Below are 22,725 nucleotides of genomic sequence, written 5' to 3' on the forward strand. Positions count from 1 at the left end.
CGTGCCGAAAACGGCAAAAAACCGGGGGTTTGAGCGCCCTCAGCGCGGCGGATGTGGCGTGTTTCGTTTTCCGGCTGCGTTGATCAGACCATCCTTAGGAGACCGGAGTGTCATTCAAGAACGGGCGATCCTCATCCTCCCTTCTCCTAAACAAAGGGCCGCTGTCGGTGCAGCCTTCCACCAGTCGCAGAGCTCCAACGTTCAATCGCGTCTCTCCGTTTCAGCCCGCCTGGCTCAGCGTATGCAGTATCCATCGTTCGCTGGCCGGGTCGGCGTCTCGGAAGGTGCGCGACATTGCTCCCCAGACAATCCAGACGGCATGCGCCTGCGCAGCCTTGGGAATGTCGCAGGTGCAGTGACCGTCGTGCCGCAATTTCCGGTTCGAGCGAGTTATCCAATATGAAATCGGCTTTTCCGCCGCTATTTCGCGCGCCAACACAGGAAGAACGACGTCGCCGCGTCAGAGCAGAACGTATCCACTGAGCATGCGACATTTCCCCGGCCTGAGCACCGGCATTGAATGTGTAGCGGTTGCATGTGCCGCGACTCTCGGACGTTGCGCCGAAGCTTGTGCACATCTTGTTCGGCGCGAGGTGCTCACTCGGAGTCAATCTGCCTAGGCTCGATTGCGGCCGATGATCGGGCGGGGCACCGGCTGGCCCGCCCGATCCGAATTGCACCTCAGCTAAGCGGTGCTTGGAGACAACAAGCGGTGCTTAGAGGCTATCGGGTGCCGGCGCCGTGGCGCGTGCGTGCTGCTTGCCGCGTGCATGCTCGATGGCGGTACGCAGCTTGCGGGCGGCGCCGGTGACGGCCGAGGCGGTGGTTTCGGCGCTGTTGGTCGCTGCGATCGGCGGCAGGCCGGCGACATGGGCTTCAATACTGCAGGTTCGATCCGCTGCGCCACCACGTTGGCCGTTCTCGTCGCGCAGATGCACCTCGATGCGGGTGATGTCGTTGACAAAGTGCGCCAACTGGGTGGTGCAGGTTTTCTCGACATGCTGCACGACAGACGGGTCATGCGGCACGTGCTTGTCGGTCTGGATCTGGATCTGCATAGCGTGTCTCCTTCGCGGTCATCCACTGCGTCTGCCGCAGCGGTAGCCCGATTCTGCGATAGCCCGGTGTTGCCGCAAGGTGACAAGGCGTCGCATGTTCATGCGCGGGTCGGCTGCGTAGCGGGAGGTGAAAGTGGCCCACACCACCTAGCGAGCAGCGTCAGGTGGTGTGGGCAGCGCACTCAGGTCGAAGTACGCGCCGGTGCCATGAGGATTCCGGGCAGCGGCCGCGCCCACCCGAGATGCGCAGCAGGTTTGGCAATGGGTTCCGATGCCGCACGCGCTCCATGCCCTGGATGGGGCATGGCTTGCCTGGCACGGTAGCGCCCGTCATTGCCTCGGTAGCTCCCCGTTCCAGCCTCGAACCTCAGGGGCATGGCTACTGCGGCGGCCGTTGCTCAGATGCTGATGCGCAGCGAACGCACGGTGTGCGTCGGCATGCTTGTAACGACTCCTAGCAAGTGGACAGGGGGCCGAGCCGAGACATGGGCCTGGACCGTGAGTCGTCGTGTTGGCCGAACTACCTCGAAAGTTCCTGCGCAGTCAAACAGTGGCGAGCAGGCGGTATGGCGTGGGGAGCGCGCCCCCGGACCGCTGCGCTTGCGTCTGCATGAATCGTCGCCGCCGCAGGCCTCGGCCGGGCCTGGAGGGTAGATTAAGATGCCGGCACCGCGCGCCCGCGCGCCTGCCAGCTGCCTGCCTGTGTCCGCATTCCGCTTCGCTCCGTCTGCCCGTTCGAGCCTGTTGCTGCGTGTGGTGCTGTACTGCGGCCTTTGGCTGGTGTGCGCCGGTGGTGTGCTGGCCCAGGACGAAGTCACGCTGATGGAGACCGCGCAGACCCAGTTGGATGACGCGCAGAAGGTGCTGGACCAGGGCGAGGCCGGGCTGGACAAAGCCAATACCGACCTGCTGCGTGAGCAGACCGACCAGGTCATCGCGACGCAACGGCAAACCCAGGATCTGGCACGTCAGCTGGCTGCGCCGCTCAAGCAACTGAGCGTGCGCCTGGACGGCTTGGGAGTGGAGCAAAAGACCGACCCGGTGGATTTGAAAAAGCAGCGCAAGGCGCTGGCGGATGAAAAGAACAAGCTGGACGCGCAACTCAAGCGCGCCAATCTGCTCGCCTCCGAAGCGGGTGAGCTGGCCGAACGCCTGGAACACAAGCGCGCGCAGCTGTTCAATGTGCAGCTGTCCACGCGCGTTGCTTCGCCGTTATCGCCGGCGTTGTGGACCCGGATCGCCCAGCAGTGGCCGGACGACCGTGCGCGGCTGCAAGCCCTGAACGACGAGGCGGCCCAGGTCCTGCGTGCCGGCATTGCCGCAAATGGCGTCGGCGGGCTGGTGACCGGCGCGGTGAGCGCGCTGCTGCTGGCATTTCCGCTGCGCATCTTCCTGCGCCATCTCGGCCGACGTTATGCGGCATCGCGTGCGCCGGGCGGGCGGCTGCGACGCTCCGGACTGGCCTTGTGGTTTCTGCTGGTCGGCATCCTCAGTTTGGGCACGGCGGCCTGGGTGCTGGCCGAAAGCATGCGTGCGATCGCCGAGGTGCCGGCCGATCTGGATGAGTTGCTGGATGCGCTGGTCATCATCAGCTTCATCGCCGCCTTTGTCGGTTCGCTCAGCGCCAGCCTGTTGATGAAGCATCAACCCAGCTGGCGGTTGTTCCCGCTGGATGACGCCACAGTCGATCGCTTGCGCGTGCATTGCCTGGCCACCGCCGCGGTGAGCTGGTGCAGTGGCATGGCGAGCAAGGTCAACGAGGTGGCGCGCACCAGCAGCGCAGCGGCCACCGCCACCGATGCGGTGACGGCCCTGTTGTATGCCGGGCTGATCCTCTCGGCCCTTGCCGGGCTGAGCCTGTCGTTGCGCGCGCGCGCTGCCAGTGCCGGAGCGGCCGGCGCCGACAGCAGCGAGCCGCCGCCGGTGGTGTCGCGTGGCGGTGGGGTCATCGTGCTGATCCGCCTGCTGGGGCATGTGGCGGTGATCGTGTCGCTGCTGGCGGCCCTGTTTGGATATCTCAACCTGTCGTTGTTCATTGCGCGCCAGATCATCTGGATCACCCTGATCTGCAGTCTGCTTGGGCTGCTGGTAGTGTTCGCCGACGATCTGTCGACCTGGGTCTTCAAGCCCGAGGGTCGTTTCAGCAGGGCGCTTTCGCACGCGCTCAGCATCGGCAGCGGCCGCCTGGTGCAGCTGGGCCTGCTGATGTCGGCAGCGGCGCGCGTGCTGCTGGTGCTGCTGGCCATCGCCGTACTGCTGACGCCCTACGGCGGCAATATCAGCCTGATCACCGGTTGGGTGGAGAACATCACCCATGGCATCTCGATCAGCAAGGAACTGGTGATCACGCCCGGCGATGCGGTGCGGGCGCTCTGCGTGTTCCTGCTTGGCATGGGGCTGGTGCACGTGGTGCAGCAGTGGCTGCTCAACACCTATCTGCCCAAGACCGAGCTGGACGCGGGGGCGCGCAATTCGATCAGCACGGTGGCGCGCTATCTTGGCTGGCTGGTGGTCGTGGTGTGGGGGCTGACTGCGCTGGGCCTGGACCTGAAGCGGCTGGCGCTGGTGTTGAGCGCACTGTCGGTGGGTATTGGGTTTGGCCTGCAGGCGATCACGCAGAATTTCGTCTCCGGCCTGATCCTGCTCGCCGAGCGGCCGGTCAAGATCGGCGATTGGGTGCGGATCGGCGATCAGGAAGGCGATGTGCGCAGGATCAGCGTGCGCGCGACCGAGATCCAGGTGGGCGATCGTTCCACCCTGATCGTGCCCAACTCGGAGCTGATCACCAAAAGCGTGCGCAACATGACGCTCTCCAACCCAATGGGCCGCGTGCAACTGCAGTTCTCGGTGCCGCTGGAAGCCGATGCGGCCAAGGTGCGCGATATGCTGCTGACCTTGTTTGCCGAACATGCCAAGGTGCTGGCCGAGCCGGCGCCCTCGGTGTTCATCGATTCGCTGGCCGGCGGCCACATCAACTTCAACTCGTTCGCCTACGTGAGCAGCCCGCGCGACTCATACGGTGTGCGCAGCGAACTGTTCTTCGCGCTGTTGCAACGCATGGACGGTGCCGGCATTGCACTGCAATCACCGCAGGAAATCCGCTTCAGCCGTGCAGGCGCTGCCGTGGCGCGCGATGGCGGTGAGGAGACACCCGCACAGGGGTGAGTGGGCTTGTGCGTGCGCGCGCGCAGAGCGCGCGCGGCAAACAGCCCTTGCAAGAACGATGCGCTGGAGGCACTGCGTGAGGTGCGCGGCACCTGGCGCTTCACACAGCGCCTGCAAGTAGCAGAGGGTGGCCACTGGAACGTCGTGAGCCGTCTTCAGGTGGGGGGCGATGCGCAGGAGCGGGAGCGGACAAGGGGACCTTGCGGATCTCTAGCGGCTGCGCCCGCCTGGCCGTTGCGCAGTCGTCTGTTCGTCGCTCTAGGAGCGGTCCGCCACTGCCACGTCCTTGACCAGCGCCAGGTCGTCGACACTGACGTCTTCGGTGTAGTCCAGCCAGGCGCGGATTTCCAGATCGTCCACGGCATGCTCCAGGCCCACCGGCATACGGATGCGCCCGGCGGCATCGGGTACCACCCATTGCTGCGCCAGCACCACCTTGCGTTCGGACGATACGGCTTCGACCCAGAACGCGCGGGTAGGCCGGCGCTTGGCGTAGACCTCGAGCATGTAGCGGCCGGCCTCGGTCTTGCGCGCAGTCTGGGTCAGCATGATCGGCTGGCGCACGCGCGGGCGCGGCCCCTGCGGAGTGACATCCAGCGGTGCATCCACCGCCACGCCGCGGGTGAGGTCCGGGTCGCGATACAGCTTCATGTGTTGGTCGCGGTCCACCACTAGCGCGCACCAGTCGCCGTCGGCCGACCCATCCTCGAACGCGGTACAGCGGTCCACATACGCCAGCGTGCCCTTGCTGTGGGTGCGGTCGAACTGGCGTGAAGTGTTTTCCAGGTACACCGTCTTCAGGTTGGTGTCTTCGTCGTATTCCAGCAGTACCGGCGGGCGGACCTGTTGCACGCCCACCACCACATCGCCATTGCCGTTGACGCGCAGCAGGCGCGTGCTCTGCCCGGTCCACAACGTGCGTGCGTAGGCCAGATAGCGGGGGTACTCCTTGCCGCTGTCACGGCTGGCCGCCACGCTGGCGCTGGGCGGCGCGTCGTTGGCGAGCAGCGAGCGGCCAAATCCCAAGGTGCGCATGCCCGGTTCCAGCAGCTGCAGCAACGTGGCGCCGGAATCGAGCGTGCTGCCTGCGTGGGTGACCACCTGTTGTGGCGCGATGCCGTTGCCGAGGAACAGCAGCAGATTTTCGCGCTTCTGCCTGGCGAGCGCCTCGCTGAGGTCGTTCGGCATGGCCAGGTGATCGGAGGCGATCACGATCACCGTGTTGCTGCCGTAGCGGCTGTTGCGGATGCGCGTGACCAGTTCGCCGATCAGCCGGTCGCTGCACTTGATTGCGTGCAACAGGCCGATATCGCCCAGCGGGCTATCATATGCCTGGCCTTTGCAGGCCAGCGGCAGATGGCCTGCCGGGTGATGGGTATCCATGGTGAGCGTGGTCAGCATGAACGGCTGGCCGGCACGTGACAGCGTCTGGAAACTGTCCCAGGCATCGTCCAGCAGCACGTCGTCGTGCACGCCCCAGGCAGAGAAATGCTGGGGGGCTATGCCCTTGTCGTGGAAATAGTGCACGTCATTCACCACGTCGAAACCGTGGCTGGACAGAAAACCGCCCTTGCCGGCGAAGCTGGCGTCGGCACCGCCGACATAGTGATTGCGGTAGCCCTGATCCTTGAGATAGTCGCCCAGGCAACGCGCTTCGGGCAGGAACAGGCCCATGCGGTCCATGCTGTTTTCATCGCCCGGCGCGGTGGTGAGCGGTACGCCGCACATCGACGCCACCATGCCGGCGATGGTCCAGCCACTGCCTTCGGTGGAGGCGAGGTTGCGCACGTCCACGGCCTCGGTGGCAAGCGCGCGCAGGTTGGGCATCAATCCCGGAAACACCGCCTCGTCGAAGTAGGTGCGTTCCAGGCTCTCGGCGTAGATCCACACGATGTTCCGGCGCTTGTGCAGCGGTTGCTGCGGCACCTGGTATTCGGGCACGACGGTGGCATAGTCGACCGGGCGCAGCTGGTAGTACAGCCGCTTGCCGTCGCGATATAGCGGGCTGACCGCCAGGCTGACGACCAACATCGCCATAAAGCCCGCGAACACCGCGCCACCGTGCGGCCGCTGGAAGCGGCGCACCTTCACCAGCAGCAGCGGACTGAGCGAGAGCAGCAGCATGCCGATAAACACGGCGATATAGCCTGAAAAGTCACTGATCCCGGCGCCATCCATGTCGGCGCGCAGGTGATAAAGCGTGGCTGCGTTGATGCCGTCGCCACTGAGGCGGTCGATCAGGCCCCAGGCGCTGAGCAGCAGCAGAAACAGCGACAACAGGCCGGCCTTGAGCCATGCCAGGCGCGGGGAGGCGACCAACAGCCACAACAACAGCAGCAACGAAACCAACAACATCCAATGCATGCGCAGCGTCCATGGGGGAATGGTGCGAGCGCGTACCGGACGCCTGGCTCGCCATGTCCTGTGCGTCACCGCAATGTGACACCGGAACGACCGACTATGCCGCGCCGAAGCTGACTGAAATGTTTGTTGAGGCCGAGATGGGCCGCCAGCGGCGCTGGTTGATGCGCGTACATAGGACGTGCGTTTGCTGTGTGTATTTCATCGTTGCTTGGCGGTCTGGAAGCACGCACACAGCGTGTAAGCGCGATGGTGCAGGCAATTGGAGTGGTCAGCAGCCTCGTAAGAGCGTGCGTGCAGCCGACTGCCATCGTATGGCCGGCGATGGTGCGAGGACGCTTGGTGCTTTGGCGAAATTCTTAGTGCGTTGCGTTGCTCCGTACCCTCGCCCCAACCCCTCTTCCGGGGGTAGAGGTGCTTGCTGCAGGTGGCGACCGAGACGTTTGGTACACCCAGGCATCGCGTGTTTAACGACGGCAGTGCACTACACCCTTGCAGGTGACGCAGGCTCTGCAGCATGAGTAACGACGCCATGCAGCAGGATTCTTGCGCCGTGATCGAGCGCAGTGCTAGCGGTGGCCGCGTTCCTCGCGCGCACGTACGCGGCGGTCGAACAGCAGCGCGCTGACCACGATGCCCAGGCCCAGCACCACGCCCAGCAGGAACAGCACCATTGCGATGGCGGGGTAGCCCCACAGTTTGAAGCCGGTGTCGATGCGCATCATCTGCGCCGAGGCCATGATCAGCGCCGCAGTGACAATGCCGGCCGCGACGCGGTTGGCGATCTTCTGCAGGCTTTCCATCAGATGCGATTCTTCCAGCCCGGTGACGCGCATCTGCAGGCGGTTTTCCGCCGCCAACGACAGGATCTCGGACATGCGCCGCGGCCCTTCGCGCACCAGGTGCTGCAGTTCCATCGCCTCGCTGGCCAGGTTGGCGGCGGACATGGATTTCTTCAGGCGTGCGCGCATCACGTGCTGCAGATGGCGTTCGACGATGCGGCGGGTGTCCAGGGTCGGCGACAGGGCGCGGCACACGCCCTCCAGGTTCAGTAGTGTCTTGCCGAGCAGGCTCAGCTCCGGTGGCGTGCGCAGCCCGGTGGAGGTGGCGATACGCACCAGATCCAACACCACGCGGCCTTCGGAGGTGGCGTCGTGCGCGGCGTAGCGCGCAATCATCTGCCCGGTTTCGCGCTGGTAGCGGTCCTCGTCGTAATCCTCCAGCCGCGTGCTGAGCGCAATGGTCTCTTCGGCCACCTCTTCGCCACGGCCGTCGACCGCGGCAAACAGCAGCTTGAGCAGGCGTTCGCGCAGGCGCGGCGGCACGTGCGCCACCATGCCCAGATCGAAGATGGCCAGATGCCCATCCGCCAGCACCCGCAGGTTGCCAGGGTGCGGGTCGGCATGGATTTCGCCGTGCACGAACATCTGGTCCAGGTAGCCCTTGACCAGTTCGGCGGCCAGATCGTCCATCGGCTGCTCGGTGCGGCGCAGGCCGGAGATCTTGTCCACGCGCACGCCTTCGGCCAGCTGCATGGTCAGCACGCGACGGCTGCTCAGATCCCAGATCGGTTGCGGCACCCATAGCAGCGGAAACGGCTTGAGATGCTTGCCGAAGCGCACCAGGGTTTCGGCCTCGTCCTGGTAGTTGAGTTCGGCGCGCAGGGTCTTGCCGAATTCGCCCAGCCAATCGGCAAAGCGCACCCGGCGGCCGATGCCGGTCAGGCGGTCGGCGGCGGTGGCGAAGCTCTTGAGCACATCCAGGTCCGAACGCACCTGCGCAGCCACCTCAGGCTTTTGCACCTTGATCGCCACTGGCGTGCCATCGCGCAGGGCGGCACGGTGCACTTGCGCCAGCGATGCGCAGCCCAGCGGCACCGGATCGAAATGCGAAAACGCCTTGTTGACCGAAACACCTAGCTCGTCCTCGATGATCTGGCGGATGCGCTCCACCGGCACCGAGCTGGTGTTCTCCTGCATGCGCTCCAGCGCGGTAGCGAACTCCGGCGGCACGATGTCCGGCCGGGTGGACAGCATCTGGCCCAGCTTGACGAAGGTGGGGCCCAGCGCCTCCAGGTCGGAGACGAATTGGTCCGGCGTGCCTTCGGCAGGCACTTCGTATTCGTTGATGGCCGCCGGATCCAGGTTCATGCCGGCAAATACGCCCGACCCGCGATACCGCAACAGCAGGCGCAGGATCTGCGTGCGCCGGCTCATGCCACCCACCACGGCGTGGTCGGCCGGGTGCGCGGCCGGGGCCGTGGCGCGGTGTGGATCGTTGGGACTCAAGGCCATCTCCGGGCGTCGTGCATAGCGGCGAGTGTGGCCAGCGCCGGGTCGTCAGGTGGTGAATCCGGACGCATCGCGCGGGTGCTTGCGAGCGCGGCAGCACGCGCTGGACACGGCGGCGAGGCAGTGCCTTCCATCGCTCGCGCATCGGCGCCCAATCCACCTGCAATGGCCTGCCATCACCCTGCGCGGGCGCCGGATCGGCCAGAATCCCCGGCCACCCACGAAGGACCTTGCGCATGGCCGGTGCCAGCCTGTTCACCCTGCTCGACGACATCGCCACGTTGCTGGACGACGTTTCCATCCTGACCAAGGTCGCGGCCAAGAAGACCGCCGGCGTGCTCGGCGACGATCTGGCGCTCAACGCGCAGCAGGTGACCGGGGTCACCGCCGACCGCGAGTTGCCGGTGGTCTGGGCGGTGGCCAAGGGCTCGCTGGTCAACAAGGTGATCCTGGTGCCGGCAGCCCTGGCGATCAGCGCGCTGGAGGCCTGGCTGCGCGGACGCGGCTACAACATTCCGCTGGTGATGCCGTTGATGATGATCGGCGGCGCTTACCTGTGCTTCGAAGGCGTGGAGAAGCTGGCGCACAAATTCCTGCACAGCGAAGACGAAGACGCGCAGCGGCACGCCGAACGCACCCGCGCGCTGGCCGACGAGAGCGTGGACGTGGTGGCGCTGGAGAAGGACAAGGTCAAGGGCGCGATCCGCACCGACTTCATCCTGTCGGCGGAGATCATCGTGCTGTCGTTGGGCGTGGTGGCGAGCGTGTCGTTCGGGCAGCAGGTGGCCGTGCTGGTGGCGATCGCGCTGGCGATGACCATTGGCGTGTACGGCCTGGTGGCGGCGATCGTGAAGCTGGACGACGTGGGTCTGTACCTGACCAAGAAGGGCACGTTGCTGGCCGCGCTGGGCCGCGGCATCCTGATAGCCGCGCCGTGGTTGATGAAGTTCCTGTCGGTAGCCGGCACGCTGGCGATGTTCCTGGTCGGCGGCGGCATCCTGGTGCACAACATCCCCCTGCTGCACCACGTAGTGGTGGATCTGACCAAGGCGGCCGGCGGACTGGGCTGGCTGGTCGAGGCGCTGGGCAATATGCTGGTGGGCGTGGTGACCGGTACGGTGGTGCTGGGCGCGGTGATGCTGTTCCAGAAGCTGCGCGGGAAGCCGGCAGCGCACTGACGCCGTACCGCGGCGGGCCTTGGGAGCCCCCTGGCCGCCGCACGGAAGCGGTTGGCCGTGGTGGGGCCCGGCGGCAACCGAAGGACCTGCGGCGCCTCTGCGTCGTGCGCCGATACCCGGTCTGGCCGGTCGATGCGGCAGGCCGCGTTCGCGGCTAGTCGGCGCTGATCACGCGATTCTTGCCGGCCGCCTTGGCGTCGTACATGGCGCGGTCGGCGCGGCGGACCAGTTCGTCCTGGGTCTCGTCGGTATGCCGCAGCGCTACGCCGGCGCTGAAGCTGATGAAGATCCGTACGTCCTCGTGCAGCAGCGAGCGCTGCGCCAGGGCGCGCTGCACGCGGATGACCGCAGCGCTGGCCTCGAAAATGGTCGAGTCCGGCAGCAACAGCACGAATTCCTCGCCGCCGAAGCGGGCGATGGCGTCGGTGGTGCGCAGCACCGCCTTGGCCACGTCCACGGTGTGGCGCAGCGCGGCGTCGCCACCGGCATGGCCGTGGGTCTCGTTGAGGCGGCGGAAGTCGTCCAGATCCAGCATCGCCACGCACAACGGTTGCCCGCTGCGCTGGGTGCGCACCGATTCGCGCTGGAACAGTTCTTCGAAGCCGCGCCGGTTGAGCGCGCCGGTCAGCTGGTCTTCGCGGACCAGCCCGGCCACCGTATTGAGCTCCTGCTCCAGCGAGGCGATGCGCTGCTCGGCGTCTTCGACCTGGCGGCGGGCCGACAGCAGCTCGTCGCGCGCGGCCAATGCCTGCGCCTGCACCCCGGCGGTGTCCTGCAGCACGTCCTGCAACAGCCGATTGAGGTCGGGAATGCTGCGAGCGTCGCCGATCGCCTGCGAATAGCCGGCAACGCGGTCGTGGTACTCGCCCGTGCTGGTCGCCATGCCGTCGAGCCGGTCGACGAAGGACACCATCATCTCGCGCATGGCGGTCTTGGAATCGGCGATGCCCTGCTTGAGCAGGCCCTGCTTGTAGATCACCTCGCGCAGGGTCCCGCGGGCCTGCTCGATCGCGTCTCCGTCCAGCGGGCCGGCCAGCAACTGCCGCACCACCGAGATCTGGCCCTGCAACCAGCTACGATCGTCCAGGAGTTCGCCGACGTTCTCCAACAATAGGTCGAACAAGCCGAGTAGCAGGTTCTGCTGCTCGCTGGCATCTTCGGCACGCAGGCCGATCTGATGACTCAGTTCGCGCAGGCGCTGCTCCAGCGTGATCAGCTCATGCCCCGGGCGCCAGTGGCGCAGTGCCGATGCCAGGGTCTGGGCTTCTTCGGCCAGCTCGGGGCTGCGTTGCAGCAAGGTGGCCAGGGCATTGCCCAGCGCATGGCGCAGCAGGTCGCGCAGTTGTTCGGCTTCGGTGCGGCCTTCTGCCAGCGAATCGCCGATATCGATGGTGCGGATGTACTTGTCGATCAGCTGGCGCAGCGTGCGGCCATACCCCAGCCAGTCGCCGGCGGCATGAGCCGTACTCAGGCGTACGCCCATGTCGCCGAGTTCGCCATGCAGGCTGGCAATGCCTTCGGCGAACGCCAGCAGCAGCGCCTCCGGATGCGCGGCGTGCGAGAACAGGCGGATCAGCATGGCCGTGGCAATGGCCGGGTCGTGCGCGCCGGACTTGGCCTTGGCCGGCACCAGCTGGTGGGCCGCCATGGCCTGTGCGCCGTGCGCGGAACTGCGCAGCGTTGGCAGGGCAGCGGCCGGGCGTGCGCCGTCCGCGCCACCCCAGGGCAGCAGGCGGCGCAGCCCGCCACGCGGGCGGCTTGGACGTTCAGGCTGGTCTGCCATGCCAGATCTCGAAAAGGTCGACGTGCTAACGCTCGTTATCGGCGCAGACGCAGGCCGCTTGAGCAGGCTCGACCGGAGCGCGCCGGCACAGCATGCCTCCATTGCGAAGCGGCGATGCGAAGAAGGGCGAGACCGCAGGTATGAACAAGTTACGCAGATGACGAGGAGCGCGGCTGAGCTCTCCCGCATTCGGTGCATCGCAATGCCCGTGCACCAATGCGGGGATGTCATTGCACTGCAACGTGCCGCTTATGCCGGTCGGCATGCGCAACTGTGCGCGATGGAATGTGGCTGTCGCGGAAAAGTCAGCACGTGTTCACGCATATTTTATTTGGTCGGGGTGTAGATTCATCGACAAGGACGACGTGGAGTACGCGCGTTGCCCCCGCTCCTCATTCGTTGCATGTCGTCTGGCCCGATCGGCAGACGATGGTTGTCGCTTCGCCGTTTTCCGTCTCCACCCACTTTACGACGGACGTTTAGATGGTTGCCATGATGCCGCTCCACGCTACCAGCGCACGCCTTGAGCGTAGCGCGTTGATCCCCACGCTGAAGAAAAGTGGGCGGCCGCGCGATGCGCGCGGGCGTTTCATCCGGCATCACGAGCGTCTGCCGGTGTCGCTGGCCGACACGCGCGGCGCGTTGTTCGTGGTGTCGGAGATGGCCGACTTCATTAAGGCCGGTGGTCTGGGCGATGTGGCGGCCGCGCTGCCGCGCGCGCTGCGTCACCGCTACGACGTGCGTGTGTTGATCCCCGGGTATCGCGCGGTGCTCGAGCGCGCCGGCAAGGTGGAGATCGTGGGCCGTGTGCTGGCGCATGCAGCGCTGCCGGCCTGCGACATCGGCCGTATCGTGCAAGCGGATGGCTTGCCGATCTACATCCTGTTGTCCAAGGAACTGTTCGAACGCGATGGCTCGCCGTATGTGAGCACCAGCGGTTCGGAGTTCGAAGACAATGCGATCCGCTTCGCCACCCTGTCGCATGCCGCCGCGCAGATTGCCGCCGGCCACGCCGGGTTGGGCTGGAAGCCGCGCCTGCTGCATCTGAACGATTGGCCGTGCGCGCTGGGGGCCGGTTATGTGCGCTGGTCCGGTGGCACCACCCCGTGCCTGCTCACCATCCATAACCTGGCCTACCAGGGTCTGGTGCCGTATTCGATGGCTGCCGCGCTGGGCATTCCCGCCGAGCGCGTGGCCGAGCTGGAGTTCTACGGGCAGATGTCGTTCCTGCGCGGGGGCATCGTCAATGCCGACCACGTCAATACCGTCAGCGTCAGCTATGCCAAGCAGATCACCGGCCCGGCGCAGGGCTGCGGGCTGGACCGGCTGCTGGCCGGTCGCGCTGCCAAGGGCGCCTTGACCGGTATCGTCAATGGCATCGATGCCAGCTGGGACCCGCGCACCGACGCGCATCTGGATTCGCATTTCAGCGTGAACCACTGGCAGGGCCGTCAGGCCAACGCCGGGCAGGTGCGCAAGGCGTTCGGCCTGCGCGAGAGCACCGGCCCGCTGTTTGCAGTGGTCTCGCGGCTGGTGCACCAGAAGGGCCTGGACCTGATCTGCGAGGTCGCTCCGCAGATCGTGGCGGCCGGTGGCCAGATTGCGGTGATCGGCGGCGGCGAGCCGGAGATCGAGCAGCAGGTGGCCGAGCTGACCCGGCGCTATCCCGGCCAGGTCGGCGCCTTCATCGGCTTCGAGGAAGGCCTGGCACGGCGCATGTTCGCCGGTGCCGACTTCCTGCTGATGCCGTCGCGGTTCGAGCCCTGCGGGTTGAGCCAGATGTATGCCCAGCGCTTTGGCTGCCTGCCGATCGCCCACGCCACCGGCGGGCTGATCGACACCGTGGACGATGGCGTCACCGGCTTCCTGTTCCAGCACGCCAGCACCGAAGCGCTGCGCCGCTGCCTGGAACGTGCCTTCCGCACCTTCCGCCTGCCCAGCCTGCTGTCGGCGATGCGCCGGGCGGCGATGCTGCGCCCCAGCGGCTGGGATGTGGCCGGCAAGAAGTACCTCTCCCTTTATGAACACACCGCCGCCACTGCGCCCGTGCTTGCGACGGTGTCATGAGCGAACGGTTGGGCGGGCAGGGCCAGGAGACGGAGACTGACGCGGTGACCATGGAAGGCATGTCCGATGTCGCGCAGATCCTGCAGGCACTGGCCCAGGGCCTGCCCGCCAATGCATTCACGGTGCTGGGCCCGCATCCGCAGGCCGACGGGCGTCGCCGCGTGCGCGTACTGGCGCCAGGCGCCGAGGCGATGGGCTTGATCGATTCGCGCGGCAAGCTGCTGGCACGCATGCAGGCCACCGAGACCGACGGCCTGTTCGAAGGTGAGCTGGCCGGCGATGGCCCGTACCGGCTGCGCATCGTGTGGCCGGACGTGGTGCAGGAGATCGAAGACCCCTACGCATTCGGCCCGATCCTGGACGAATCGCTGCTGCTGCAGATCGCCGCCGGTGACGGGCAGGCGCTGCGCCGCGCGCTGGGCGCCCGGCACACGCACTGCGGCGAGGTGCCGGGTGTGCGCTTTGCGGTATGGGCACCGCATGCGCAGCGCGTGGCCGTGGTCGGCGACTTCAATGGCTGGGAGGCGCGGCGGCACCCGATGCGCCAACGCACCGGCGGTTTCTGGGAGCTGTTCCTGCCGCGGGTGGAAGCCGGCGCCCGCTACAAGTACGCCGTCACCGCCGCCGATGGCCACGTCTTGCTCAAGGCCGACCCGGTGGCGCGCCAGAGCGAGCTGCCGCCGGCCACCGCCTCGGTGGTGCCTGGGGACGCGGCATTTGCCTGGACCGACGCCGCGTGGATGGGCCGGCGCAGTGCGCAGACCTTGCCGGCGCCGATGTCCATCTATGAGGTGCATGCCGCCTCGTGGCGTCGCGACGGGCATGACCAGCCGCTGGACTGGCCCAGCCTGGCCGGGCAGCTGATTCCGTATGTGCAGCAGCTCGGCTTCACCCATATCGAGCTGCTGCCGATCACCGAGCACCCGTTTGGCGGCTCGTGGGGCTACCAGCCGCTGGGCCTGTATGCGCCCACCGCGCGGCATGGCAGCCCGGATGGCTTCGCCGCGTTCGTCGATGCCTGCCATCGCGCCGGCATCGGCGTGATCCTGGACTGGGTCAGCGCGCACTTTCCAGAGGACGCACATGGCCTGGCGCAGTTCGATGGCGCGGCGCTGTATGAGCATGCCGACCCGCGCGAAGGCATGCACCGCGACTGGAATACGCTGATCTACAACTACGGCCGCCCGGAAGTGACCGCATTCCTGTTGGGCAGCGCGCTGGAGTGGATCGACCATTACCACCTCGATGGCCTGCGCGTGGATGCGGTGGCCTCGATGCTGTATCGCGATTATGGCCGCGCCGAGGGCGAGTGGGTGCCCAATGCGCATGGCGGCCGCGAGAACCTGGAAGCGGTGGCCTTCCTGCGCCAGCTCAATCGCGAAATCGCCGTGCAGTTTCCTGGCGTGCTGACCATTGCCGAAGAATCCACCGCCTGGCCCGGCGTGACCGCACCGCTGGCCGATGGCGGGCTGGGCTTCACCCACAAGTGGAACATGGGCTGGATGCACGACACGCTGCGCTACATGCAGCGCGATCCGGTCGAGCGCGCGCAGCATCACAGCCAGCTCACCTTCGGCCTGGTGTATGCGTTCTCCGAACGCTTCGTGCTGCCGCTGTCGCACGACGAAGTCGTGCATGGCACCGGGGGACTGCTTGGGCAGATGCCGGGCGACGACTGGCGCCGCTTTGCCAACCTGCGCGCCTACCTGGCGCTGATGTGGGCGCATCCGGGCGACAAACTGCTGTTCATGGGCGCCGAGTTCGGCCAGTGGGCCGACTGGAATCACGACCAGTCGCTGGACTGGCATCTGCTCGACGGCGCGCCGCACCGCGGCGTGCAGCGGCTGGTGGGCGATCTCAATGCCGCGCTGCGCCGCGTGCCGGCGTTGTACCGCGGCACCCACCGTGCCGAGGGGTTCGACTGGAGCGTGGCCGACGACGCCCGCAACAGCGTGCTGGCCTTCATTCGCCACGATCCCGACGGCGGCGGCGTGCCGCTGCTGGCGGTGAGCAACCTCACCCCGCAACCGCTGCACGACTACGGCGTGGGCGTGCCGCGTGCCGGCATCTGGCGCGAAATCCTCAATACCGATAGCGCCCATTACGGTGGCAGCAACCTAGGCAACAGCGGTCGTCTGGCGACCGAGCCGATGGGCATGCATGGGCATGCGCAACGGCTGCGCCTGATCTTGCCGCCGCTGGCCACGATCTACCTGCAAGCGGAGAAATAACAATGAACGAGCGCGACGCGACCACCCCGGCCTGGGGCGCATGGCCAGCGGGTGAAGGACAGGTGCGCTTCGCGCTCTGGGCGCCGGACGCCAGCGGCGTGGACGTGGTGTTCGCCGATGGCACGCGCGCTGCGCTGCAGGTGGGGGCGGACGGCTTCTTCAGTGCGGTGCTGGCCTGTGCCGCCGGCGCGCGCTATCGCTACAGCATCGACGGTGGCGAGCCGGTACCGGACCCGGCTTCGCGCTGGCAGCCGGATGGCGTGCATGGCGCCAGTGCCGTGCAGCCCACCCATGGCTATCGCTGGAGCCACCCGCAGTGGCAGGGCCGGCCCTGGGACGAGGCAGTGATCTACGAACTGCACGTGGGTGCCTGCGGTGGCTATGCCGGTGTGCAGGCGCAGCTGCCGCAGCTGGCGGCGATGGGCATCAGCGCGATCGAACTGATGCCGCTGAGTGCCTTCCCCGGTGCGCACAACTGGGGCTACGACGGCGTGCTGCCGTATGCGCCGGCGCAGGCCTATGGCACGCCGGACGAACTGAAGGCCTTGATCGACGCCGCGCACGGGCATGGCCTGATGGTGCTGCTGGACGTGGTCTACAACCACTTCGGCCCGGACGGCAATTATCTGCACAGCTACGCCGCGCCATTCTTCAACGCAGACAAGCCCACCCCGTGGGGCGCTGCGATCGACTTCCGCAAGCCGCAGGTGCAGCGCTACTTCCTCGACAACGCGCTGATGTGGCTGCACGAATACCGTTTCGACGGGCTGCGCCTGGACGCGGTGCACGCGATCACCCCGAACGCCTTCCTGGACACCTTGCGCGAGGCCATCGAGACCAGCCTGCCCCCCGGCCGCCACGTGCACCTGGTGCTGGAAAACGAGGCCAACCAGGTCTCGCAGCTGCAACGCGGCTACACCGCGCAGTGGGACGACGACTTCCACAACGCCTTGCATGTGCTGCTGACCGGTGAAGCGGAAGGCTATTACGCCGCGTTCGCCGACAAGCCGACCGACCACCTGGCGCGCGTGCTCGGCGAAGGCTTCGCCTACCAGGGCGAGCCGGATCCGCGTGGGCATGTGCGTGGCGAACCAAGCGGGGCATTGCCGCCGTACAAGTTCGTGGTGTTCGCGCAGAACCACGACCAGATCGGCAACCGCGCACGCGGCGAACGGTTGAGCGTGCTGGTCTCGCCGCAGCGCTTGCGCGCGGCGCTGGCGCTGACCGCCCTGACGCCGATGATCCCGCTGTTCTTCATGGGCGAACCGTGGGGCGCCACCCAGCCGTTCCTGTTCTTCACCGACTTCGGCCCGCCCCTGGACGAGGCGGTGCGCGAAGGTCGTCGCCGCGAGTTCGCGCACTTTGCCGCGTTCGCCGACCAGGCCCAGCGCGCCACCATCCCCGATCCGAACAGCCACGACACCTTCGCCGCGTCGCGTTCGCCGATCGCCGACGCTGCGCAGGGCGAGGGCGCGCAGTGGGCGGTCTGGTTCACCGCGCTGCTGGCGGTGCGGCGCCAGTGGGTGGTGCCGGGCCTGGCGCAGGCGCGTGCGCTGCGTGCCAGCGTGCTGGCCGATGGCGCGCTCACCGCCACCTGGCAGTTGCCGGGCGGGTTGTGGCATATCGCCTTCAATGTCGGCGCCGCCGCCGTGCCGCTGCCACCGCGACGCGGGCAGGTGGCCCATGCCGAAAACATGGATGCCGCCGCGCAGCTGCTGCCGGTGGATGGTTTCATCGCCTGGCACGAGGCGCAGGTATGAGCGCGCACCCTCTGCACACCCTGGCCACCGCGGCCGGGGTGATGGTCGATTGGGTGGATGCCAGCGATCAACCGCGGCAGGTGTCCGAGCCGTCGCTGCAGGCAGTACTCACCGCGCTCGAGTTGCCGGCCGCCACCGCTGCGCAGCGCGAAGACAGCCTGCGCCGCTGCCAGGCACAGGCTGCCGAACCGGCCGCCCTGGTCACGGTGCAGGTGGGCGCGCCGCTGGCGCTGCGTGTTGCCGCCAACGCCAGTGGCCGCTGGATCGATGGCAGCGGCGCCAGCGAGGCCGCGCACGCCAACGTGCAGGGGCAGCTAGTCGCGCCGCAGCGGTATGGGTACTGGACCCTGGAGATCGGCGGAATCACGCAGCAGGTGGCGGTCGCCCCGCAGCGGTGTTTCAGCGTGGCCGATGCCTGCGGCCAGGCCGCACCTCGGGCCTGGGGCATGGCGCTGCAGGTGTATTCGGCCTGCAGCCCCGACGATGGTGGCATCGGCGATGCTGCCGGCACTGTCGAATGGCTGCGGCACGCGGCAGTGGCCGGTGCCGATGCGCTGGCACTGAGCCCGGTGCACGCTTCACGCCCGGTCACCGGGGGCTACAGCCCGTATTCGCCCAGCGACCGGCGCTTCTTCGACCCACTGCATGCCGCACCGGTGCGCGTGCTCGGCGAGACCGCGCTGGAAGCACGCGATGCCGTGCCCGGCCTGCGCGAGCGCTACACCGCGTTGCACAGTCATGCCTTGATCGACTGGCCGGCCTCGGCGCAGGCCAAGTGGCGCTTGCTGCGCGAGCTCTACGCGCGGGTGTCGCCCGATCATCCGGATCTGTTGGCGTTCCGCGCGGCAGGTGGCGCGGAGCTGGACGGGTTTGCACGCTTCGCCGCACGCGATTTCGGCGACAACGATCCGCAGCTGCATGTGTTCACGCAGTGGCTGGCCGCGCGCAGTTGGGCCGACGCACAGCGCGAAGCGCGCGCGCGCGGCATGAACATCGGCCTGATCGCCGACCTGGCAGTGGGCTTCGATCCCAATGGCGCCGAAGCTGCTGCGGCCGGCGACACTGTGTTGCGTGGACTGGTGCTGGGCGCGCCGCCAGATGCCTTCAATGCCGACGGCCAGCACTGGGGCATCGGTGCGTATTCGCCGACCGCCCTGCGCCGCAGCGGCTTCGCACCGTATATCGCGCTGCTGCGCGCGGTGCTGCGCGAGCGCGGCGGCATCCGCATCGATCACATCCTGGGCCTGCTGCGGCTGTGGGTGGTGCCCGATGGCGCCGGCTCCAATGAAGGCGCGTATCTGTCCTATCCGCTGCACGACCTGCTCAACCTGCTGGCGCTGGAATCGTGGCGGCACCGCGCAATCGTGATCGGCGAGGACCTGGGCGTGGTGCCTCCGGGCATCCGCGAAGAACTGTCCCAGCGCGGGGTGATGGGCATCGATGTCCTGATGTTCACCCGCGACAAGCACGGTGCATTCATCGCTCCGGCGCTGTGGCGGCCGGATGCGGTGGCCACCACCACCACCCACGATCTGCCCACGCTCACCGGTTGGCGCAAGGGCCGCGATATCGACTGGCGACGCACGTTGGAACTGATCCAGCCCGCCCAGGCGGCCGATGACGCCAAGGCGCGCACGCACGATCTGGCCCGCCTGGATGCCGCGGTGGAACGCGCCGGCCTGCAGGGCGAGGACCCGTTGCTGGGCGCGCTGCGGTTCACCGCCAGCGGCGTGTCGCCGCTGATGCTGCTGCCGGTGGAAGATGCGCTGGCGCTGGAAGAACAACCCAATCTCCCGGGCACCGTCGAGGTCCATCCCAATTGGCGCCGACGCCTGCCCGATCCCTTGCCGCATGCGCGCCTGACCACGGCGCTGCACGGCGTTGCCGAGGCGCGTCGCGTCGCGGCTGTTTCGGACTCCCAGTCATGATCGATCTTCGCGCCACCGCCCGCCTGCAACTGCATGCCGGCTTCACCCTGCACGATGCACGCGCGCAGGTGCCGTATTACGCCGGCCTGGGCATCAGCCATCTGTATCTGTCGCCGATCGGGACGGCGGTGCCGGGCTCCACGCATGGCTACGACAATATCGACCCTGCCGTGGTCAACCCCGAACTCGGCGGCGAAGCGGCGTTGATCGCGCTGTCGAAGGCCGCGCGCGAACACGGCATGGGGTTGGTCGCCGACATCGTGCCCAACCACATGGCCACGCACGCAGACAACGCGTGGTGGTGGGATGTACTGCGGCATGGCCGTAGTGCCAAGCATGCCGACTGGTTCGACATCGATTGGCGCGCACCGGGCCGCGACGGCAAGCTGTGGCTGGCGGTGCTGGATCGCCCGTATGCCAGCGCCCTGGCCGAAGGCCTGATCACCCTGGTGGTGGACGAAGAAGGTAGCGCCGCCCTGGCGCATTACGACCAGCGCTATCCGATTCGCCCGCAAACCCTGGACGTGCCGGAACCTGCCGCACGCGCGCAGTGGTTGCGCGACTACAACGACGGCGCCAAGCGTGGCGATGGCCGTCTGCACAAGCTGATCGAACGTCAGCCGTACCGCCTGAACTGGTGGCGCGTGGGCAACGACATGCTCAACTACCGCCGCTTCTTCGACATCACTTCGCTGGTGGCCCTGCGCGTGGAATTGCCGGCGGTGTTCGATGCCGTGCACGCGCTGCCGCTGCGGCTGGTGGCCGAAGGGCACCTGGATGGCCTGCGCATCGATCATGTGGACGGGCTTACCGACCCCACCGGCTATGTGCGCAAGCTGCGCAGCCGGCTGGATGCGGCCGGCCGCGTGCGCGGGCTCAAGCCCGGCACGCTGGGCCTGTACCTGGAAAAGATCCTCGCCCCCGGCGAACACCTGCCGGCCGACTGGCCGTGCGATGGCACCACCGGTTACGACTTCATGGATCAGGTGAGCGGCGTGCTGCACGACGCGGCCGGCTTCAAGCCGCTGGCACGCGCGTGGCAGAAGGCCAGCGGCCGCAGCGGCGACTTTGCGCAGGAAGAACGCAATGCGCGCGACGAGATGCTGCGTGGCCCATTGCAGACGGAATTCAATCGCGCCGTGGGTGCGTTGTCGGCACTGGCGCGGCTGGACCCGCCTACCCGCGAGTTCAGCCCGCAGATGCTGGCGCGCGGGTTGTGCGTGCTGCTGCGCTGGTTCCCGGTGTACCGCACCTACGCCGGCGCCAAGGGCATCGGCGGCAGCGAAGCCGAGCGCCTGCGCGCCACTGCTGCACGTGCACGCCAGGGGATGCCCGAATCGATCGTGGCGGCGGTGAACGCCATCGAGCGCTGGCTGCTGGACGATGCCGGCGCCGATCGCGCGCAGATCGCGTTGCGGCGCATCCTGCGCCGGCGCGTCGAACAGCTTTCCGCACCGCTCAATGCCAAGGCGGTGGAAGACACCGCGTTCTATCGGCACGGCGTGCTGCTGTCGCGCAACGAAGTGGGCAGCCATCCGACCCATTTTGCCAATGAGGCGGCGCAGTTCCACGCGCAGAACCTCGAGCGCGCCAAGCACTATCCGCGCGCGCTGCTGGCCACTGCCACGCACGATCACAAGCGCGGCGAAGACCTGCGCATGCGGCTGGCGGTGTTGTCCGAACAACCGCGCTGGTGGATCGAGCAGAGTGCCCAGTTCGACACCCAGGCCGAGGCGCTGGATGCGCCGTCCCTGGCCGGTGGCGATCAGCAGATGCTGTGGCAGACCCTGGTGGCCGCCTGGCCGATCGGCCTGGGCGCCGATCAGGCCGAGCCGCTGGCCGTCTTTGCCGAGCGCGTGGCGCAGTGGCTGCTCAAGGCGGTGCGCGAAGCCAAGCTGCACACCAGCTGGACCGATGGCTCGGCCGAGTACGAACAGGCGGTGCAGGCCATGGTGGAGCAGGTGCTGTGCAGTCGCGCCGGTCTGCCGCTGCGGCGCGCGTTGCTGCGCGCCAGCAACCACATCGCCGCCGCCGGTGCGCGCAATTCGCTGGTGCAGACCACCCTGCGCCTGACCGTGCCGGGCGTGCCGGATCTGTACCAGGGCTCCGAAGGCTGGGACCTGTCGTTGGTGGATCCGGACAACCGCCGCCCGGTGGACTATGCGCAACGCCAGCAGTGGCTGGACCAGGTGCGCGACTGGAGCACGCTGCTGCGCAACTGGCGCGATGGCGCGGTCAAGGCCCGCCTCACCGCGGTGCTGCTGCAACTGCGCCGCGAACATACGGCGCTGTTTGCGAAGGGCGACTATCAAGCCTTGCAGGTCGCCGGCAGCGGCGATGCGCAGGTGCTGGCCTTCCGTCGGCACTACCGCGGCCAGTCGCTGGTGGTAGCGGTGACGCGGCTGGGCGCCGCTGCGCAGGGCGACGGCGACCTGCCCTTGCTGGTGCCGCCGGCCACCTGGGGTCAGGCGGCGTTGGCGTTGCCGGACGCGTCCTACCGTAATGTGCTCGACGGCAGCACGCTGCAGCCCCAGCGCGGCCGGGTGCCGCTGTCGACGCTGTTTGCACGTGCGCCGGTGGCAGTGTTGTCGGTCCCGGCATCCCTAGACCCCTGAGAGAAACGCACGCAATGAATGAAATGGAACGGCAGGCACGGCTTCGCCAGTTGGCGCAGGAGATCTGGGAGGCCGAAGGCCGTCCCGACGGGCATGCGGACCGCCACTGGGCGATGGCCGAGCGGCTGGTGGATGCCGAAGAGCGCGCGGCCGAGCAGGCCGCCGAGCATGCGGTCACGCCGATCACTGCACGTCAGTAACGCGGTCCCTGCCACCTTTACCGCATCGCCTGTCGCTTGATCCGCGTACGCTCGCACCGGCGTACGCCACCGCTGTCCCGTATCTGAT

13 protein-coding genes (1 of these 13 only partly in view) are annotated in these 22,725 nt (G+C 67.4%); 9 read left to right on the plus strand and 4 right to left on the minus strand.

From position 1 onward, the window contains the following. On the plus strand, positions 1 to 33 hold the 3' portion of the coding sequence (locus XCSCFBP4642_RS0103400) for an IS1595 family transposase (protein ID WP_029218546.1). It extends 942 nt beyond the left edge of the window; 33 of the gene's 975 nt are visible here — the last part of the coding sequence; its start codon lies beyond the left edge, outside the window; it ends in the stop codon at positions 31 to 33. Positions 34 to 716: 683 nt separating this feature from the next. Here XCSCFBP4642_RS0103400 and XCSCFBP4642_RS0103405 read toward each other — a convergent pair. Beyond that, a complete protein-coding gene (locus XCSCFBP4642_RS0103405; RefSeq protein ID WP_029218547.1) occupies positions 717 to 1,058 on the minus strand; it encodes an HPF/RaiA family ribosome-associated protein in 342 nt (113 codons plus the stop codon). A 660-nt stretch (positions 1,059 to 1,718) separates the two neighbouring features. Between XCSCFBP4642_RS0103405 and XCSCFBP4642_RS0103410 the strand changes: the two genes are divergently transcribed. Next, positions 1,719 to 4,223, plus strand: a complete 2,505-nt coding sequence (locus tag XCSCFBP4642_RS0103410) for a DUF3772 domain-containing protein (RefSeq protein WP_167331379.1) — start codon at positions 1,719 to 1,721, stop codon at positions 4,221 to 4,223. A 258-nt stretch (positions 4,224 to 4,481) separates the two neighbouring features. Here XCSCFBP4642_RS0103410 and XCSCFBP4642_RS0103415 read toward each other — a convergent pair whose 3' ends face one another. Both XCSCFBP4642_RS0103415 and XCSCFBP4642_RS0103420 read right to left on the minus strand, forming a co-directional pair. After that, the gene (locus tag XCSCFBP4642_RS0103415) at positions 4,482 to 6,587 is read right to left on the minus strand and encodes a phosphoglycerol transferase I (RefSeq protein WP_029218549.1); all 2,106 of its coding nucleotides are present in this window, start codon (positions 6,585 to 6,587) and stop codon (positions 4,482 to 4,484) included. A 566-nt stretch (positions 6,588 to 7,153) separates the two neighbouring features. Continuing rightward, positions 7,154 to 8,878, minus strand: coding sequence for an ABC1 kinase family protein (locus XCSCFBP4642_RS0103420; protein ID WP_029218550.1), 1,725 nt, complete (start codon positions 8,876 to 8,878; stop codon positions 7,154 to 7,156). A gap of 233 nt (positions 8,879 to 9,111) precedes the next feature. Here XCSCFBP4642_RS0103420 and XCSCFBP4642_RS0103425 point away from each other — a divergent pair, with 233 nt between their 5' ends. After that, complete coding sequence (locus tag XCSCFBP4642_RS0103425) at positions 9,112 to 10,053, plus strand: DUF808 domain-containing protein (RefSeq protein WP_029218551.1); 942 nt, start codon at positions 9,112 to 9,114, stop codon at positions 10,051 to 10,053. Positions 10,054 to 10,207: 154 nt separating this feature from the next. Here XCSCFBP4642_RS0103425 and XCSCFBP4642_RS0103430 read toward each other — a convergent pair whose 3' ends face one another. Next, on the minus strand, positions 10,208 to 11,836 hold the full coding sequence (locus tag XCSCFBP4642_RS0103430; RefSeq protein WP_029218552.1) for a GGDEF domain-containing protein: 1,629 nt from the start codon (positions 11,834 to 11,836) through the stop codon (positions 10,208 to 10,210). Between the two features lie 483 nt (positions 11,837 to 12,319). Between XCSCFBP4642_RS0103430 and glgA the strand changes: the two genes are divergently transcribed. From glgA to XCSCFBP4642_RS0103460, 6 genes are read left to right on the plus strand one after another with little or no spacing between them, the layout of a single operon-like run. Beyond that, complete coding sequence (gene glgA / locus XCSCFBP4642_RS0103435; RefSeq protein WP_029218553.1) at positions 12,320 to 13,903, plus strand: glycogen synthase GlgA; 1,584 nt, start codon at positions 12,320 to 12,322, stop codon at positions 13,901 to 13,903. After that, a complete protein-coding gene (locus tag XCSCFBP4642_RS0103440) occupies positions 13,900 to 16,134 on the plus strand; it encodes a 1,4-alpha-glucan branching enzyme (protein ID WP_029218554.1) in 2,235 nt (744 codons plus the stop codon). Before glgA ends, XCSCFBP4642_RS0103440 begins: the two co-directional genes overlap by 4 nt. A gap of 2 nt (positions 16,135 to 16,136) precedes the next feature. Beyond that, complete coding sequence (gene treZ, locus XCSCFBP4642_RS0103445) at positions 16,137 to 17,894, plus strand: malto-oligosyltrehalose trehalohydrolase (RefSeq protein ID WP_029218555.1); 1,758 nt, start codon at positions 16,137 to 16,139, stop codon at positions 17,892 to 17,894. Further along, entirely contained in the window at positions 17,891 to 19,822 is a 1,932-nt protein-coding gene (locus XCSCFBP4642_RS0103450) for a 4-alpha-glucanotransferase (protein ID WP_029218556.1), read from the plus strand. Before treZ ends, XCSCFBP4642_RS0103450 begins: the two co-directional genes overlap by 4 nt. Next, positions 19,819 to 22,437, plus strand: coding sequence for a malto-oligosyltrehalose synthase (treY, locus tag XCSCFBP4642_RS0103455; protein ID WP_029218557.1), 2,619 nt, complete (start codon positions 19,819 to 19,821; stop codon positions 22,435 to 22,437). Before XCSCFBP4642_RS0103450 ends, treY begins: the two co-directional genes overlap by 4 nt. Before the next feature lie 14 nt (positions 22,438 to 22,451). Further along, entirely contained in the window at positions 22,452 to 22,637 is a 186-nt protein-coding gene (locus tag XCSCFBP4642_RS0103460) for a DUF2934 domain-containing protein (RefSeq protein ID WP_029218558.1), read from the plus strand. Positions 22,638 to 22,725: the final 88 nt, after the last annotated feature.

The organism is Xanthomonas cassavae CFBP 4642 (assembly GCF_000454545.1).
Lineage (GTDB): Bacteria > Pseudomonadota > Gammaproteobacteria > Xanthomonadales > Xanthomonadaceae > Xanthomonas > Xanthomonas cassavae.